This is a genomic window from Rathayibacter sp. AY1E8 (assembly GCF_002931415.1).
Taxonomy (GTDB): domain Bacteria; phylum Actinomycetota; class Actinomycetes; order Actinomycetales; family Microbacteriaceae; genus Rathayibacter.
In genome coordinates this window covers 15361-31445 of record NZ_PSVI01000041.1, presented here as the reverse complement: position 1 = coordinate 31445, position 16085 = coordinate 15361, and the positions used below count along the sequence as shown (strand labels likewise).

Here is a 16085-nt window from a genome sequence, read left to right as displayed (position 1 = left end):
TCGGATCCTCCCAGGAGACGGCCACCGCCCTCACCGCGGCCCTCGCCGGAGGGAAGGTGCCCGACCTCGTCATGATCCAGGGCGACGACCTCCCGCGCTTCGTCCAGAACAGCGCCAACTTCCTCGACCTGCGCACGCTGGGCGGCGACGACGTCGGAGCGGACTACCTGCCCTGGGCGGCGGACGCGGCGACCGCGGCGGACGGCTCCGTCGTGGGCGTGCCGACCGACGTGGGCGGCCTCAGCTTCGCCTACCGCGCGGACCTGTTCGAGCAGGCAGGCCTCCCCACCGATCCGGACGAGGTCGCCGCGCTCTGGAGCGACTGGGACGGCTTCCTCGCGACCGGAGAGAAGTACACGGCCGCGACCGGTGAGCCCTTCGTCGACAACGTGGAGACCAGCGTCTTCTACTCGACGATCAACCAGGTCACCGAGAAGTACTACTCCCCCGACGGCGAGCTCGTCTACGACACGAACCCGCAGGTGGAGGACGCCTTCGACATCGCCGTGAAGGCCCACGACACGGGGATCAGCGCCGGCATCGCCGCCTTCTCCTCCGGCTGGGCGCCCGGCCGGGCGAACGGCTCGTTCGCCGTGACCGTCGCTCCGTCCTGGATCCTCCAGGGCATCAAGACCGACGCCCCCGACACCGCGGGGAACTGGCGCGTCACCTCGGTCCCCGGAGTCGGCGGCAACTGGGGAGGCAGCGTCATCGCCATCCCGGCGCGGGCCGAGCACCCGCAGGCCGCGTGGCAGTACATCCAGACGATGATGTCGGCGGAGGGCCAGGAGGACCACTTCGCCACCTCCGGCACGTTCCCCGCCGCCACCGCCGCCCTGCAGAGCGACAGCGTCCGCGCCTACACCGATCCGTTCTTCGGCGACTCGAGGATCGGCGAGGTGATCGCGAGCTCGGTCGAGGACTTCCCCTCGTTCGTGAACGGCCCCGACACCGGAGCGATCGGCGCCGCTCTCTCGGGGGCGCTGGTCGAGCTGGAGTCGGGCAACGTCTCCTCCGCCGACGCCTTCTCGAGCGGGCTCGACAGCGCTCGCCAGGCGGTCGGCGGCTAGGCCGCACCGCACGTCCGATCGCCCTCGAGCCCTCCGGCCCGGGGGCGATCGCGGTTCGGGCGGCATCGGATGATCGCCGATTCGCGGAGCGCGCCTTCCAGTCGGGCGGAGCGCTCGTGCCGGAAGGTCGAGCAGCGAGGACCGGGCCCGCAGCCGTCGGGATCCGGCGATCGAGTGGATTCGGATGTTGACGTCATCAGACCCTCGTGGAAGCGTGATGTTTGCGTGAACATGCGCGAAGTCCCCGGTGCAAAGGAGCACAGCATGACGTCTCGACCACGAACGGCCGCCGCGGCGGTGGCCGCGCTGCTCGTCGCAGCACTCCTGGGAACAGGAGCGCAGTCGGCCTCGGCCGCCGTGGCCACGGATCCCGACGACGGAGTGCCGCGCACCTCGACGCCCGTGACCTACACCGACTACCCGGCGGTCCAGGACCCGGGCAGCACCGCGGCCGGCTACTTCCAGCCCTACTGGTACGACACCGACGGCCGCCACATCCAGGCGCACGGCGGCCAGATCGTCACCGTCGAGGAGGGCGGTCAGCAGGTCCAGTACTGGTACGGCGAGGACCGCACGAAGGGCTACTGGAACAGCCCCGGAGTCGCGGTCTACCGCTCCACCGACGGCCACAACTGGGAGAACAAGGGCACCGCGCTGCGCAGCGTCTCGGCTCCGGCCGACCTCGAGGCCCCCTACTTCGACGCGCTCTACGACACCGTCGACGACTCCGGAGCCCCTCGCGCCGACCGCATCGCGGAGCTCGACTACCACCTCGACACGACGCAGGCCTCGCCGAACACCGCCATCTTCGAGCGCCCCAAGGTCCTCTTCAACGAGAAGACCGGCAAGTGGGTCATGTGGTGGCACTCCGACGGCCGGACCACGCCGGGCGGCAGCACCTACGCGCGCTCGATGGCGGGAGTCGCCGTCTCGGACAGCCCGACCGGACCCTTCACGCTCCAGGGCGTCTACCGCCTCTACAACCGCACGGACTACAAGGCCTGCACCACCTCCGCCGTTCCCGGGCAGGCGCGGGACATGACCGTCTTCCAGGACGAGGACGGCACCGCGTACATCTCCTACTCCTCCGAGGAGAACTACTCGCTCTACGTGGCGAAGCTGGACGCCGACTACACCAACGTCGAGCGGACCACCACGACCGACACCCTCGACGCGAACCAGTACTCGGCCGACGGGACGTACCCCTACGTCTTCGCCGACGGTGCGGCCGGAGCACCGGTGCGCGGCACCGACTTCCAGATCGTGAAGGAGTGCGGACACCTCGAGGCGCCCGCGATCTTCGCCAACGGCGGCAAGTACTACACGATCGCCTCCGGAGCGACCGGCTGGGCGCCGAACCCGCAGACCTACTACACCGCCGACTCGATCCTCGGCGCGTGGACCCGCGGAGTCGAGAAGGGCGACGCCGACGAGAACGTCGCCTACAACGCGATCCCGGAGGGCGGCGACGGCCTGCTCTCGATCGGCGACTCCCGCAAGACCACCTTCGGCTCGCAGTCGACGAACGTCCTCACCCTCGCTCCCGGGAAGTACGTCTACATGGGCGACCGGTGGAACGAGGGCAAGTCGGACTCGACCTACGTCTGGCTCCCGATGACGGTCGGCGAGAACGGCCGCCTCGAGATGCGGAACCCGGCTCAGGAGGACCCGGCGCGCTGGGGATCCGGCTGGAACCTCTCCTACTGGGACGACAAGGGGGTCGGCGAGGGCGTCTGGTCGGTCGTGGACGCCCGTCTGCCGAAGCAGGTCCGCCGCGGCGCCGACATCGCCGCCGCGCTCCCCTCGACGGTCTCGGTCTCGAGCAACGGCTCGACCCGCGACGTCGCCGTGACCTGGGCCGCCCCCGGCCCCGCGGAGCTCGGCACGGTGCAGGTGACGGGCACGCTCGCCGCCGACGCCGGATTCTCCTCCGGCCGCCGCTTCACCCGCACGATCGAGGTGGCGGAGCCGGGCATCGCGAACCTCGCTCCCGGAGCGTCCGTCGCGGTCTCGAGCCGCACGGACCTCGCCGGCAAGCTCATCGACGGCGACGTCAAGGGCAAGGGCTGGGACGACTGGTCCTCGGCCGGCTACCCGCGCGACAGCCGCCTCTCCTTCTCCTGGGGCGCGGCGCAGAACCTCGACTCGGTGACGGTCAGCACCTACAAGGACGGTGCGACCGCCACCTGGCCCTCGCGGATCGAGGTCGAGTACCAGGTGAACGGCGCATGGACGACCTCCTCGGTCGCCACCACCCTCAGCCAGGCCGCGACCGGATCCGCCCCGACGGCGATCCTCGACCTGTCCTCCCTGCCCGACACCACGGGCCTCCGCCTGCACCTCACCAGCGCGGCGAACACGTGGCAGTCGGTCTCGGAGGTGCAGATCTGGGGCATCGCGCCGCCGACGAACGTCTGCCGCGTCCCCGGAGCCGCGGTCTCGGCGTCGTTCAGCCAGACGAAGTACGCGACCCTCCCCGCGAAGAACGCCTGCGACGGCAACGTGAGCACCCCCTGGTCGACCTGGACCGACGGCACCTTCGCCGGCAGCGCCGAGTTCACGCTGACGAACACCGAGGCGCACCGCGTCGCCTGGCTCACCTTCACCAACACCGAGGGCACCCTGGCGTCGGTGAGCGTGGCCTACCGCGCCGAGGACGGCACCTGGAAGCCGACCACCGCGCAGAACGTCGCTCCGGCGGCGAACGGCACGCTGACCACGATCCCGTTCGCGGCGGTCTCGGCCACCGGCCTGAAGCTGACCTTCTCCACGCCGGGCTCGTTCCTCAAGATCGGCGAGATCGTCGTCCCCGAGGCGGCCGCCCCGGCGCTGACGGTGCCGGTGACCGTGACGTCGCGCTGTGTGGCCGGGAAGGCGGTGCTGACTGTCCTCGCCAAGAACGGCGGCACCGCTCCGATCGACGTCGCGATGGCCTCGGCCTACGGCTCGAAGACGGTCACCGCGGTGGCCGGGGGTGCGAGCGGATCGGCCGCGTTCACCACCCGCCTGGCGAGCATGCCGGGCGGCCAGGTGACGGTGACCGCCACGGCGGGCTCCGAGACCCTCGCGCAGACGGTGGCCTACCCGGGCCGCGTCTGCTGAGCGCACGGCGGCCGGTCGACCGGCCGTGACGGAGGAGGGGGTGCCCGCGGGCGCTCCCTCCTCTGCGTGTGCGGCACATCATCCGAGGCGCAGGGCGAGTGCGGGCTCGAGGCGCGCGGCTCAGGGCTCCAGATGCCGAAGGACGTGCCGGGCCTGGGCGGGAGCGCCGTCACGTCGATCTCCGCGGGCGGGAAGGAACGGCCGCTCCCCCGCAGGCGCTCCCCGAGAAGGAGATCGGTCGCCTGATCGATCCGGCTCAGCGCCGCCTCGTCGAGGAGGTGGGCGCACGAGCATGGCCGAGCCCGCTGGCGCGCTCCGCGGCACTCCACCCGGAAGCGGGGGTGCAGAGCACTTCACGCTCCTGGTAGTAATCACAGGCGGGCGCATCGCAGAGCCCGCAGAACTGGACCGTCCGTGACCCGCACCACCCGCGCTCTCGCCGCGTTCGTCCCGACGACGACCCTCGTGCTCTCCGTGGTGTTCGCCTCCGCCGCACTCGCGCCCGAGGCGATGACCGCCCCGGAAGCGGTGTCGACGCCGACCGCCGCCTCGCCCGCGGAGGATGCGGCGGCGACTGCGGACCCCTCCGCTCCCGGTGCGGGATCCGGCGCCTCCGACCGCCGCTCCTCGAGCCCCTCCTCCGCAAACCCCGTCGACCCCGCGCAGCCGACGACCGGCTCCTCCCCCGCGGACCGGCCCGCCACAGACCCGCCCGCCGCGGACCGTCCCACCGACTCCCCCTCCGCCACCCCGCCCGACGCCGCCGATCCCCTCACCGGCGAGGACCCGGCCCGCACGCCGCCCCTGCTCCACGACCTCGACGGAGTGGACGTCGACGTCGACATCACTCCTCCGGCGCAGCCCGGCTCCCTCTCGCTCTCCGTCGCCGCCGACGCCGTCGACCTCGCCGAGTCGGGCTCCACCGCCCTCCAGCGCCGGTTCACGGGCGGGCTCCCCACGGTCACCGTCACCGACTCGCGCGTCGGCGCGCAGAACGACTGGTACGTCCTCGCCTCGGCGAGCGCCCTCACCGGCCCGAGCGCCTCGATCGGAGCCGACCACCTCGGCTGGACCCCGCGCCTGATCACCGGCACCGGCGCCGTCGCGGGCGATCCGGTCGCCTCCTCCCTCGAGGGCGGCGCGGGCCTGCAGGACGCGCTGCTGCTCGGAGCCGCCGGCGGGGCCGGCACCTGGAGCGCCGACGCCGAGCTGCGGCTGCTGGCCGAGCCGGACGTCGAGGCCGGCTCCTACCGCTCGACGATCACGCTGTCGCTGTTCGCCTAGGCGCGGACCAGCGCAACGGCCGGGGACCGCGCCCCGCGGTCACTCCTGAGCGACCGCGACCGCCACGACGAGCGCGGAGTGGACCGTCGGCTCAGAGACGGCGAAGTAGCGGCTCGAGCCCTCGATCCAGGCCTCGGTCGCGCCCTCCCTGGTGCGGAAGCGGACGGGCTCGTCGCTCGACGTCCCGCGCCCGTCGGCCTTCGCGACCGCCTGCGAGCGCAGATCGGCGAGCACCTGCTCCGCCGTCGTCGCCCCGGACGCCACGCGGTCGCGGACGCTGCGGGCGCGCACCGCGTCGATCCCGATGTCGCGTCCGGTCGCCAGCGCCGCGACCACCGCGCCGTCGCAGTGCGCGATGCTGATCCGCATCCGCTCCAGCGCCGGGTGCTCGCCGCGGAGCACCGGGCGGCCGTGCGGTCCGGAGCAGCGCTCGCAGCGCGCGTCCACGGCGACCTCGAGGGGATCGATCCCGAGCGTCTCAGCAGCCAGCTCGCGCACGAGGACCCGGCCGAGGAGGAAGCCGTCCCGGACCTCGCGTCGACTCGTCGCCTCGTAGCGCAGGCGCTCGGCGAGGGTGAGCAGGCGCAGCATCCGGTGGCGGGCGGAGTCGAGGACCTCGGGCCGCGCCCAGCGCAGCTGCACGTCGTCGGTGGCGAGGAGGGGGAGTCCGGTCATGCCCCGGACGCTACGCACGCCAGGCGACATCGGCGTGACGGGAGGGTGGCCGGAGGGAGACGGGCCGCTGTTGACTGGGAGGCGTGCAGACCTTCCTCCCCTACCCCGACTTCCACCGCAGCGTCCGCGCCCTCGACGGCAAGCGGCTCGGCAAGCAGCGCGTCGAGACGCTGCAGGTCATGCGGGCGCTGACCGTCCCGGGGTACGGCTGGCAGAACCACCCCGTCACGCGGATGTGGCGGGGCTACCGACCGGCGCTGATGACCTACCAGCGCGAGACCTGCGCGGAGTGGACGGAGCGCGGCTTCGCCGACACGTGCCTCGTGAAGACCGAGGAGGCCCTCGCCGCCACCCCGGAGGATCTCGCCGCCTACCTGACCGGCGACTACGCGCTCCCGCCGTGGTTCGGCGACGAGCGGCTGCACCTCTCGCACCGCTCGAAGCTCGTGGCCAAGGACGAGGACCACTACGGCCCGCTGTTCCCCGGCACGCCGCCGGGGCTCGACTACCTCTGGCCCGTCGGCGCCTGAGCTCAGGCCGCGGGCGGGCGGAGGAACGGGATCGCGATGCGCGGACGGAACACCTCGCGCTGGTTCGCCTTCACCAGTCCGCAGATGATCAGCACGAAGTGCACCAGCCAGAGCACGGCGAACAGCGTGATCGGGATGCCGATCGGATAGAAGTCCTTCGCGAGCGGGGTGTCGGAGGCGGCGAAGAGCAGCACGACGTGCGCGCCGAGCGTCACGACCCCGATCAGGATCACCGTCAGGCCCCAGTTCGCCGCGTTCCGCGCGTTCTCGGCGGCGAGCCCGCCCTTCCTCCGGGCGGAGGGGTACACGGACGCCATGACGATGCCGCCCACGATCAGGCTGAGGAACGGGATCCCGATGAACGCGAGGAAGCCGAGAGCGTACGAGAGGGCGCCCGTGGGCGGTGCGGGGACGGCCTGCGGGGGCGCGACCGGAGCGGCCTCCGGGGTCGTCGCGTCGGCCGGTCCGGGGTCGGAGGAGGGGCTCGCCATGCCGACAGCCTAGGGAACACCGTCCCCCGGGTCGCGGTCAGGGTCTTTTCAGGCCTCTGGCCGGGCCTTCGTCTTCGGGGGCTCTCGGGTTAGTCTGTCGAGGTTGACCTGCCGCACGGAGCGTGCAGGGCGTCGGCCGCGGTCGTCGCAGCATCCGGGGGGATTCGCGAAGGAGAAGGTTTGGCGTCCGACAGAAGGACCACCGGTGGTGTGGTCAAGGCGATCGTGGGCTTCCTGGGCATGAGCGTCGTGGCCGGAGTCCTCGTGACCGCCACCGTCACCCCGGCCGTGGCGCTCGCCGGAGTCGCCGCGAACCAGTCGATCGGCGTCTTCGACGGCCTGCCCGACTACCTCGAGGTCGACAAGCTCTCCGAGAAGAGCAACATCTACGCGACCGGCTCCGACGGCCCGCAGCTGCTCGCCTCCTTCTACGTCGAGAACCGCGTCGAGGTGCCGCTCGACCGCATCGCCCAGGCCGCCAAGGACGCCGCCGTCTCGGGTGAGGACCCCCGCTTCTACGACCACGGCGGAGTCGACCTCCCCGGCACCCTCCGCGCCGTCGCGCAGACCTATGTGCTCGGCAACGACGTGCAGGGCGGATCCTCGATCACCCAGCAGTACGTGAAGAACGTCCTCGTCGAGAAGGCCGTCCGCAACATCTCGGACGACGCCGAGCGCGCGGCCGCGATCGACGAGGCCACCCGGACCTCCCCCGAGCGCAAGCTCCGCGAGATGAAGCTCGCCATCGGCCTCGAGAAGCAGTACACGAAGGACCAGATCCTCCAGGGCTACCTCAACATCGCGTTCTTCGGAGGCACCACCTACGGCCTCGAGACCGCCGCGAACTACTACTACGCGACCTCGGCCGCTGACCTCTCGATCGCCCAGGCCGCGAGCCTCATCGCGATCGTCAACAACCCGGCCGTCCTGCGGATCGACCAGCCCGACAACCCGGACAACGGCGCCGCGAACGGCTACGCCCGCAACAAGGACCGCCGCGACTACATCATCGGCAAGATGCTCGAGGAGGGGAAGATCTCGCAGGAGGACCACGACGCCGCCGTCGCCGCTCCGATCGAGCCCCGCATCACCCAGCCCAGCACCGGCTGCTCGACCGCGGGCAACGCGGGCTTCTTCTGCGACTACGTCACCAACGTCCTGAAGAACAACGAGATCTTCGGCGCCGACGAGGACACCCGCTGGACCAACTTCCGCCGCGGCGGTCTCGACGTCTACACGACGCTCGACGTCGGCCTGCAGGACGCGGCCGTCGCCGCCGTCGACGCGCAGGTCCCGCAGACCTGGAACTTCGACGTCGGAGCCGTCTCCGTCAGCGTCGAGGTCGGATCCGGGCGCGTGCTCGCGATGACGCAGAACAAGAAGTACTCGCAGGATCCGGACGTCCTCACGACCGACCCGTCCTACAGCGCCGTGAACTACAGCACCGATCGGGCCAACGGCGGATCCTCCGGGATCCAGCCGGGCTCGACCTACAAGCTCTTCACCCTGGTGGAGTGGCTGAAGGAGGGCCACAGCATCAACGAGTCGGTCGACGGGACGCGCAAGTCCACCTGGGGCACCTTCACGGACTCCTGCGTCTCCGGCGGCACCGACACGAGCAACGAGACGAGCGCGAAGAACGACGAGGGCGGAACCGGCGAGGTCGGCACCCCGGTGTCCTTCACGAAGACCTCCCTCAACACCGGCTTCGTCGGCATGGCCCGTGAGCTCGACCTGTGCGGCATCCGCGACACCGCGGTCGACATGGGCGTGAAGCAGGGCAGCGGCGAGGAGCTCGAGCACAACCCGTCGTCGGTGCTCGGCACGAACTACGTCTCGCCCCTCTCGATGGCCGGCGCCTTCGCCACCATCGCCTCCGGCGGCACGACCTGCGACCCCGTCGCGATCGACCGCATCACCGACTCCGCCGGAGCCGACCAGCCGGTGCCCCCGGCGAACTGCCGCCAGTCGATCGACCGCAACGTCGCCGCCACCGCGGCCGTCGCGCTGCAGGCGACCTTCACCGGCGGCGGGACGGCCGTGGCCTCCCGCACCGGCGACGGCGTTCCGCTGATCGGCAAGACCGGCACCACCGACGACGCGAAGGCCACCTGGATGACCGGAGCGAGCACCCGCGTCGCGACCGCCGTCGGCGTGTTCAACGTGAAGGGCGACGCGAACCTGCGCCTCGGCCGCTACTCCTTCGACTCCGGATCCGCCGCCACCGCGCGCCACCGCATCTGGCCGGTCGTCATGCGCGCCGCCGACGCGACGTACGGCGGGACGGCGTTCCCGGAGGCCGACGGCTCGCTGCAGGTCGTCCCGAAGGTCGACATCCCGGATGTCGTCGGGCTCTCCTCCGCCGACGCCGAGGCCAAGCTCGAGGCGGCCGGCTTCGGCGTCGTGCAGGGCGGCACGGAGGCGAGCGACGCCGCGGTCGGGACGGTCACCCGCGCCGACCCGTCGGGCTCGGCCCCGCGCGGCACCGCGATCACCGTGTTCACCAGCTCCGGCAACCAGAAGACCGTGCCGAACGTGACGGGCCAGGACCTGGAGGCCGCGAAGAACGCCTTCGGCGCCGCCGGCTTCACGAAGATCACGCTCGCCTGCGCCGAGGACCCGAAGGCGCCCGACGCCGGCCAGGTCACCGGGCAGGAGCCGGCCGGCGGCTCCCCCGTCGCTCCGGACGCCACGCTGAAGGTGACGATCACCGCGAAGAAGTGCCCCTGACCGGCGCCTGACGGCTCGCGAGAACGCGTCCGGCCCGCGAGGATCCTCGGATCCCGCGGGCCGGACGCGTTCCTGTCGGACGACGGCGTCGGAGCCGGGGCTACTGCCCTCGCCCCCGGATCGCGCCGACGATCGCGACGGTCGCGAAGTAGACGATGAGGGCCAGTACGCCGAACGAGGCGAGCGCCCCGCTGGCCTCGGCCCAGGGCCGTCGCTCGTCCGTCATGGTGCCGGGCATGACGATGTCGAGGGCGAACATGCCCACCGCCAGGGCGAAGCAGACGAGGCTCAGCACGAGCAGCGCCCGGACCGCCTTGCCCACGGGGTCGTAGTAGCGCGGGTTCGACATCGTGCCTCCGGTTCTCGTGCTCTCGTGTCTATCCCGCCCGGACCGCTGTGGCAAGCCGTGGGGACGCGAAGACCCCCGCCCCTCCCCCTCTGCGGGCGCCGCTCACGATGACGGACGGTGCCGTCGTCACGAGCGGTGTCTCGCGGGAGGAGGAGGGACGGGGGTCGGAGCGGGACCGGCTACGCGGCAAGCGGGAGGGCGGCGGCCGAGGTCACCAGCAGCTCGCCGCCGACGGCGTCGACGCGGACAGCGCCTCCGTCGGAGACCTCGCCGCTGACGAACAGGTCGGCGATCCGGTCGTCGATGGAGCGCTGGACGAGGCGGCGCAGGGGCCGGGCGCCGTACTGCGGCTCGTAGCCGTTCTCGGCGAGCCAGTCGACGGCCGCCTCCGTCACCTCGAGCGTCACCTCGCGGGGAGCGAGGCGGGAGCGCGTGGTGTCGAGGACGATGCCGACGATCTCCCGCAGCTGCTCGCGGCCGAGGCGGCGGAACAGGACGATCTCGTCGATCCGGTTGAGGAACTCGGGGCGCATCGCCTCGCGGAGACGGCCCATGACGCGATCGCGCAGGTCCTTCTCCGAGGCGAAGCCCTCGGCCGACGCGTCGCTCTGAGCGACGAAGCCGAGCGCACCCGACCGCGAGGCCAGGAACTCCGAGCCGAGGTTCGAGGTCATGATGATCACCGTGTTGCGGAAGTCGACCGTCCGCCCCTGGCCGTCGGTCAGACGCCCGTCGTCGAGCACCTGCAGCAGCAGGTTGAACACGTCGGGGTGCGCCTTCTCGATCTCGTCGAAGAGGACCACCGAGTACGGGTTCCGGCGCACGCGCTCGGTCAGCTGACCGGCCTCGTCGTAGCCGACGTACCCGGGAGGGGCGCCGACCAGCCGCGAGACCGTGTGACGCTCGCCGAACTCGCTCATGTCGAAGCGGATGACCGACTGCTCATCGGCGAAGAGGGAGCCCGCGAGGGTGCGCGCCAGCTCCGTCTTGCCGACACCGGTCGGGCCGAGGAAGAGGAACGAGCCGACCGGGCGCGAGGAGTCGCCGAGGCCTGTGCGGCTGCGGCGGACGGCCCGGGCGACCGCGGTGACCGCGTCGTCCTGGCCGATGACCCGCTGGTGCAGCTCGGTCTCGAGGTGGGCGAGGCGCTCGCGCTCCCCCTCCGTGAGCCGCGACACCGGGATGCCGGTGGCGCGGGCGATGACGGCCGCGATCTCGGTCTCGCCGACGACCGCCTCCGCGGGGGCGCTGCCGGTGGCCGCGTCGAGCTCCGCCTGCACGGCGCTGATCTCGTCGCGGACGCGGGACGCCTCCTCGTAGTGCTCGGCCGAGACGGCCGCGTTCTTTTCGGCCTCCAGGGTCGCCAGACGCTCGAGCAGAGCTCCGGTGTCGACGCCGGCTCCGAGGCGGAGGCGGAGGCGCGCGCCGGCCTGGTCGATCAGGTCGATCGCCTTGTCGGGCAGCACGCGGTCGGTGAGGTACCGGGCCGAGAGCTCGACGGAGGCGCGCAGGGCCTCGTCCGTGAAGCGCACGCGGTGGTGCTCCTCGTAGGCGGGGCGCAGGCCGTGCAGGATGGCGACCGCGTCCTCGATGCCGGGCTCGCCGACGCGGACCGGCTGGAAGCGCCGCTCCAGTGCCGGGTCCTTCTCGATGGTGCGGTACTCCTTGAGCGTGGTGGCGCCGACGAGGTGCAGCTCGCCTCGGGCCAGACGCGGCTTGAGGATGTTGCCCGCGTCCATGCCGCCCTCGCCGCCGCCGCCCGCACCGACGACGGTGTGGACCTCGTCGATGAAGACGATCAGCTCGCCGGAGTGCGCCGCGATCTCGTCCATGGTGCCGGTGAGGCGCTCCTCGAAGTCGCCGCGGTAGCGGGTGCCGGCCAGCATGCCGGGGAGGTCGAGCGAGATCACGCGCTTGCCGCGCAGCTGCTCGGGGACCTCCTCCGCCACGATCGCGCGGGCCAGGCCCTCGACGATGGCGGTCTTGCCGACGCCGGCCTCGCCGACGAGCACCGGGTTGTTCTTGGTGCGGCGGCTGAGGATCTCGACGGTCTGCTCGATCTCGTCGGCGCGCCCGATGACCGGGTCGAGCCGGCCCTCGCGGGCGAGAGCGGTGAGGTCGGTGCCGAACTTGTCGAGCATCGGAGTGTCGGAGGCGGGCTGTCCCGCCTCCTGCTGCTGCGGGGCCTCGGTTTCGCGCATGCCCTGGGTGAGGGCCTCGGCGGTGACGCCGGCGCGGGCGAGGACCTGCCCGGCGGGGGCGTCCTGGCCGAGCACGAGCGCGAAGAAGAGGTGCTCGGGCTCGATGTAGGTCGAGCCGCTGGAGCGGGCGACCTGGTAGGCGTGGAACAGCGCGCGCTGCGCGCTGGGGGTGATGGTGGCCGCGTTCTGCGAGGCGTGGGCCTCGTCGGCCTGCGGGAGGCGCGCCTCCGCGGCGGTGGCGATGGCGGCGGGGTCGACGCCGATGCGGCGCACGGCCTGCGAGACGGTCTCGTCGTCGATGAGCACGCGGAGCACGTGCAGGGCGTCGAGCTCGGTCTGGCCGCGCTCGAGGGCGAAGCGTCCTGCGGACTGCAGGATGTCGCGGGTACGGGCGGTGAGGAATCGGCTGAGGTCGATCGACCGCGCCGCGCGGGCGCGCTCACCGTCGAGGTAGCGGGCGAGGAAGTCGTCGAACGAGCTCGCTCCGGCCTCGCTGTAGTTGTCGGGCACCTGTCCTCCTGAGGAAGTTGAGTCGGTTACGCTCAAGTTCAACGCAGGGGTGCCGTTCCTATTCCCGCCCCTCGCCCGCGAGATGCCGCTTCGGTCCGCGACGGGCGTACGACCGGCGTCTCGCGGGGACGGGAAGAGGCACGGACTCCGGGGAGTCCGTGCCTCTCTGCGCCGACGCGCATTTCCTCCGGGGTGGGAGCTCTAGGGGACGAGGTAGCCCGCCGCGCGGAACAGCTCGTACCACTCCGGCCGCGTGAGCGGCAGATCGGAGCCGAGGGCCGCATCGCGCACGCGCTGCTCGTTCGTCGTGCCGAGCACGACCTGCATGCCCGCCGGGTGGCGGGTGATCCAGGCGGTGGCCACGGCGATCGCCGGGACCCCGTACGTCGCTGCGAGCCGGTCGATGACGGCGTTCAGCTCGGGGTAGGCCGGGTTGTCGAGGAAGACGCCGGTGAAGAACCCCGCCTGGAAGGGCGACCAGGCCTGCACGGTGATGTCGTTCAGGCGGCAGTAGTCGAGGATGCCGGCGTCGCGCATGACGGACTGGTCCTCGCCGACCATGTTGGAGGCGACACCCTGCGCGATCAGCGGCGCATGGGTGATCGAGAGCTGCAGCTGGTTCGCCACGATCGGCTGGTTCAGCGACTTCTTCAGCAGCTCGATCTGGTACGGCGTCTGGTTCGAGACGCCGAAGTGCTTCACCTTGCCGGACGCGTGCAGCTCGTCGAACGCGCGGGCCACCTCATCGGGCTCGACGAGCGCGTCGGGCCGGTGCAGGAGCAGCACGTCGACGTAGTCGGTGCGCAGCGCCTTCAGCGAGCCCTCGACCGAGGCGATCAGGTGCTCGTACGAGAAGTCGAAGTAGGGGCCGTCCGGGACGATGCCCGCCTTGGTCTGCAGGACGACGTGCTCACGCTCCGACGGGGTGAGCGCCATCGCCTCGGCGAAGCGCTCCTCGCAGCGGTGCAGTTCGCCGCCGTACACGTCGGCGTGGTCGAAGAAGTCGATGCCGGAGTCGCGGGCGGCGCCGACGAGGCCGCGGATGGCCTCGTCGCTCATCTCGGGGATGCGCATGAGGCCGAGGACGACGTTCGGGGAGTCGACACCGGAGGTGCCGAGGGGGACGTGCTTCACAGGGAGTGCTCCTTCGTTGGATACCTCGTCCACGCTAGGCGCCCCGCCTGGGCGCCGTCCAACAGGGGGTGCTGGTGCGATTCATCCGGTGGAGTGGTGAATCGGCGGAGTGCGTTCACGATGCAGGACGAACGTGGTGCCACGACCCCGATTCCGCGGCAGGGAGGAAGTCCTTCGTCGTTCGTCCTGAGTTCTGAACGGCTTGTCCGCGCACCCCGACGGTGGAAGGCTGCGGCCATGACGATCGAGGTGCGCGCGGCCACCGTCTTCGACGACCTGGCGACGATGGTCGGCCCGAAGCGCCCCGACGCGAGCGTGTGCTGGTGCCTGAGCTACCGGCTCCGCTCCTCCGTCGAGAACCGGGCTCTCGCCGGTCCCGCTCGCGGTGCCCGGGTGCGGGAGCTCGTCGCGGAGGACCCTCCGCCCGGCGTCCTCGCGTACGACGGCGACGAGGTGGTCGGCTGGGCGGCGGTGCACCCGCGGGCCGACACGAGCTACGCGACGAACCGGCGCATCCCGCACGTGGACGCCCTCGACGTGTGGAGCGTGTGGTGCCTCCGCGTGCGGCCCGGCTTCCGCGGGCGCGGGATCTCGCATCCGCTGCTCGAGGGCGCCGTCGAGTTCGCCCGATCGCAGGGGGCACCGGCGATCGAGGGCTACCCGGTCGACAACGCCGGCACGGAGGTCGACCTGACGATGGCGTACGTCGGCACGCGCTCGCTGTTCGAGCGCGCCGGCTTCGAGAAGGCCGCGGACACGACCTCGGTGCTCGACGGCTTCCCCCGGGTGCTGATGCGCCTGGCCCTCTGAGGCGCGCACGACGGCCGCTCCGGCCCCGCTCCGCGGACACCGACGTGCCGCGCGAGGCGCCGCCGACAGGACGGCGCCTCGGCGACAGGGCGGCGCCTCGCCGGGTGCGGTGACCCGGCGCCCGCCCGCCGCCCGGAGACGAGGAACGGCCCCTCACCCGCGAGGGGAGGGGCCGTTCGCCGTGGAGGCCGGGACGTGGTGTCGACGCCTAGAAGTCCCAGTCCTCGTCCTCGGTGTTCACGGCCTTGCCGATCACGTAGGAGGAGCCGGAGCCCGAGAAGAAGTCGTGGTTCTCGTCCGCGTTGGGCGAGAGGGCCGACAGGATCGCGGGGTTCACATCGGTGACCTGCTTGGGGAACATCGGCTCGTAGCCGAGGTTCATCAGCGCCTTGTTGGCGTTGTAGTGCAGGAACTTCTTGACGTCCTCGGTCAGGCCGAGCTGGTCGTAGAGGTCCTGCGTGTACTGCGCCTCGTTGTCGTAGAGCTCGTAGAGCAGCGAGAACGTGTAGTCCTTGATCTCGTCGCGCTTGGCCTGGTCGACCCGCTCGAGTCCCTTCTGGAACTTGTAGCCGATGTAGTAGCCGTGCACGGCCTCGTCGCGGATGATCAGGCGCACGAGGTCGGCCGTGTTGGTGAGCTTGGCACGCGAGGACCAGTACATCGGCAGGTAGAAGCCCGAGTAGAAGAGGAAGGACTCCAGCAGCGTGGAGGCGACCTTCCGCTTCAGCGGGTCGTCGCCGCGGTAGTAGTCCATCACGATGGACGCCTTCTTCTGCAGGTTCGGGTTCTCCATCGACCAGCGGAAGGCCTCGTCGATGTCCTGGGTGTTCGACAGGGTCGAGAACACCGAGGAGTACGACTTGGCGTGGACCGACTCCATGAACGCGATGTTCGTGTAGACGGCCTCCTCGTGAGGCGTGATCGCGTCCGGGATGAGCGAGACGGCGCCGACGGTGCCCTGCACGGTGTCGAGCAGGGTGAGCCCGGTGAACACGCGCATGGTGAGCTGCTGCTCCTGGTGCGTGAGCGTGTTCCACGACTGGATGTCGTTCGACAGCGGGACCTTCTCGGGCAGCCAGAAGTTGCTCGTGAGGCGGTTCCACACCTCGACGTCCTTGTCGTCCTGGATCCGGTTCCAGTTGATCGCCTGGACGGAGTCGACGAGCTTGAGCTTCTCGGGGGGAGTCATGATTCCTTCT

General features: G+C 71.4%; 12 protein-coding genes. 6 read left to right on the top strand and 6 right to left on the bottom strand.

All coding sequences use genetic code 11. From position 1 onward, the window contains the following. The 3 genes from C5C74_RS12395 to C5C74_RS17500 all read left to right on the top strand — a co-directional run. Positions 1-1070 (top strand): ABC transporter substrate-binding protein (locus C5C74_RS12395; RefSeq protein WP_104351626.1); only part of this gene is annotated, 1070 nt, incomplete at its 5' end. 264 nt (positions 1071-1334) lie between these two features. Further along, positions 1335-4172 carry a family 43 glycosylhydrolase gene (locus C5C74_RS12390; RefSeq protein WP_104351625.1) on the top strand — a complete coding sequence of 946 codons (2838 nt, stop codon included), beginning with the start codon at positions 1335-1337 and terminating at the stop codon, positions 4170-4172. Between the two features lie 414 nt (positions 4173-4586). Next, positions 4587-5456: a hypothetical protein gene (locus C5C74_RS17500; protein ID WP_104351624.1), complete on the top strand. Its 870-nt coding sequence runs from the start codon at positions 4587-4589 to the stop codon at positions 5454-5456. A 39-nt stretch (positions 5457-5495) separates the two neighbouring features. Here the strand turns inward: C5C74_RS17500 and C5C74_RS17495 are convergent, their stop codons facing one another. Next, positions 5496-6131, bottom strand: coding sequence for a 4'-phosphopantetheinyl transferase superfamily protein (locus C5C74_RS17495; protein ID WP_104309716.1), 636 nt, complete (start codon positions 6129-6131; stop codon positions 5496-5498). Positions 6132-6214: 83 nt separating this feature from the next. On the opposite strand from C5C74_RS17495, the gene C5C74_RS12370 reads away from it, so the two are divergent. Next, complete coding sequence (locus C5C74_RS12370) at positions 6215-6661, top strand: MSMEG_6728 family protein (protein WP_104336102.1); 447 nt, start codon at positions 6215-6217, stop codon at positions 6659-6661. A 2-nt stretch (positions 6662-6663) separates the two neighbouring features. On the opposite strand, the gene C5C74_RS12365 is transcribed toward C5C74_RS12370, so the two are convergent. Continuing rightward, positions 6664-7152 (bottom strand): DUF4870 domain-containing protein, encoded by a 489-nt coding sequence (locus tag C5C74_RS12365; protein ID WP_104261493.1) that lies wholly within the window; start codon positions 7150-7152, stop codon positions 6664-6666. A 180-nt stretch (positions 7153-7332) separates the two neighbouring features. On the opposite strand from C5C74_RS12365, the gene C5C74_RS12360 reads away from it, so the two are divergent. Beyond that, on the top strand, positions 7333-9882 hold the full coding sequence (locus tag C5C74_RS12360) for a transglycosylase domain-containing protein (RefSeq protein ID WP_258063707.1): 2550 nt from the start codon (positions 7333-7335) through the stop codon (positions 9880-9882). A gap of 100 nt (positions 9883-9982) precedes the next feature. On the opposite strand, the gene C5C74_RS12355 is transcribed toward C5C74_RS12360, so the two are convergent. The 3 genes from C5C74_RS12355 to C5C74_RS12345 all read right to left on the bottom strand — a co-directional run bounded on the left by C5C74_RS12355 (position 9983) and on the right by C5C74_RS12345 (position 14076). Beyond that, complete coding sequence (locus C5C74_RS12355; RefSeq protein WP_104224361.1) at positions 9983-10231, bottom strand: hypothetical protein; 249 nt, start codon at positions 10229-10231, stop codon at positions 9983-9985. A 179-nt stretch (positions 10232-10410) separates the two neighbouring features. After that, a complete protein-coding gene (locus tag C5C74_RS12350; protein WP_104351623.1) occupies positions 10411-12942 on the bottom strand; it encodes an ATP-dependent Clp protease ATP-binding subunit in 2532 nt (843 codons plus the stop codon). Positions 12943-13143: 201 nt separating this feature from the next. Then, positions 13144-14076, bottom strand: coding sequence for an aldo/keto reductase family oxidoreductase (locus C5C74_RS12345; protein WP_258064162.1), 933 nt, complete (start codon positions 14074-14076; stop codon positions 13144-13146). 237 nt (positions 14077-14313) lie between these two features. Here C5C74_RS12345 and C5C74_RS12340 point away from each other — a divergent pair, with 237 nt between their 5' ends. Further along, positions 14314-14886 carry a GNAT family N-acetyltransferase gene (locus tag C5C74_RS12340; protein ID WP_104261495.1) on the top strand — a complete coding sequence of 191 codons (573 nt, stop codon included), beginning with the start codon at positions 14314-14316 and terminating at the stop codon, positions 14884-14886. A 208-nt stretch (positions 14887-15094) separates the two neighbouring features. Here C5C74_RS12340 and nrdF read toward each other — a convergent pair whose 3' ends face one another. Further along, on the bottom strand, positions 15095-16075 hold the full coding sequence (gene nrdF / locus C5C74_RS12335) for a class 1b ribonucleoside-diphosphate reductase subunit beta (protein ID WP_104224358.1): 981 nt from the start codon (positions 16073-16075) through the stop codon (positions 15095-15097). Between the last annotated feature and the right edge of the window lie 10 nt (positions 16076-16085).

Excerpts from the sequence above, each read along its gene's own strand:
- C5C74_RS12390 (WP_104351625.1), top strand. The coding sequence starts at position 1,335 with ATGACGTCTCGACCACGAACGGCCGCCGCGGCGGTGGCCGCGCTGCTC.
- C5C74_RS17495 (WP_104309716.1), bottom strand. The coding sequence starts at position 6,131 with ATGACCGGACTCCCCCTCCTCGCCACCGACGACGTGCAGCTGCGCTGG.
- C5C74_RS12365 (WP_104261493.1), bottom strand. The coding sequence starts at position 7,152 with ATGGCGAGCCCCTCCTCCGACCCCGGACCGGCCGACGCGACGACCCCG.
- C5C74_RS12355 (WP_104224361.1), bottom strand. The coding sequence starts at position 10,231 with ATGTCGAACCCGCGCTACTACGACCCCGTGGGCAAGGCGGTCCGGGCG.
- C5C74_RS12340 (WP_104261495.1), top strand. The coding sequence starts at position 14,314 with ATGACGATCGAGGTGCGCGCGGCCACCGTCTTCGACGACCTGGCGACG.
- nrdF (WP_104224358.1), bottom strand. The coding sequence starts at position 16,075 with ATGACTCCCCCCGAGAAGCTCAAGCTCGTCGACTCCGTCCAGGCGATC.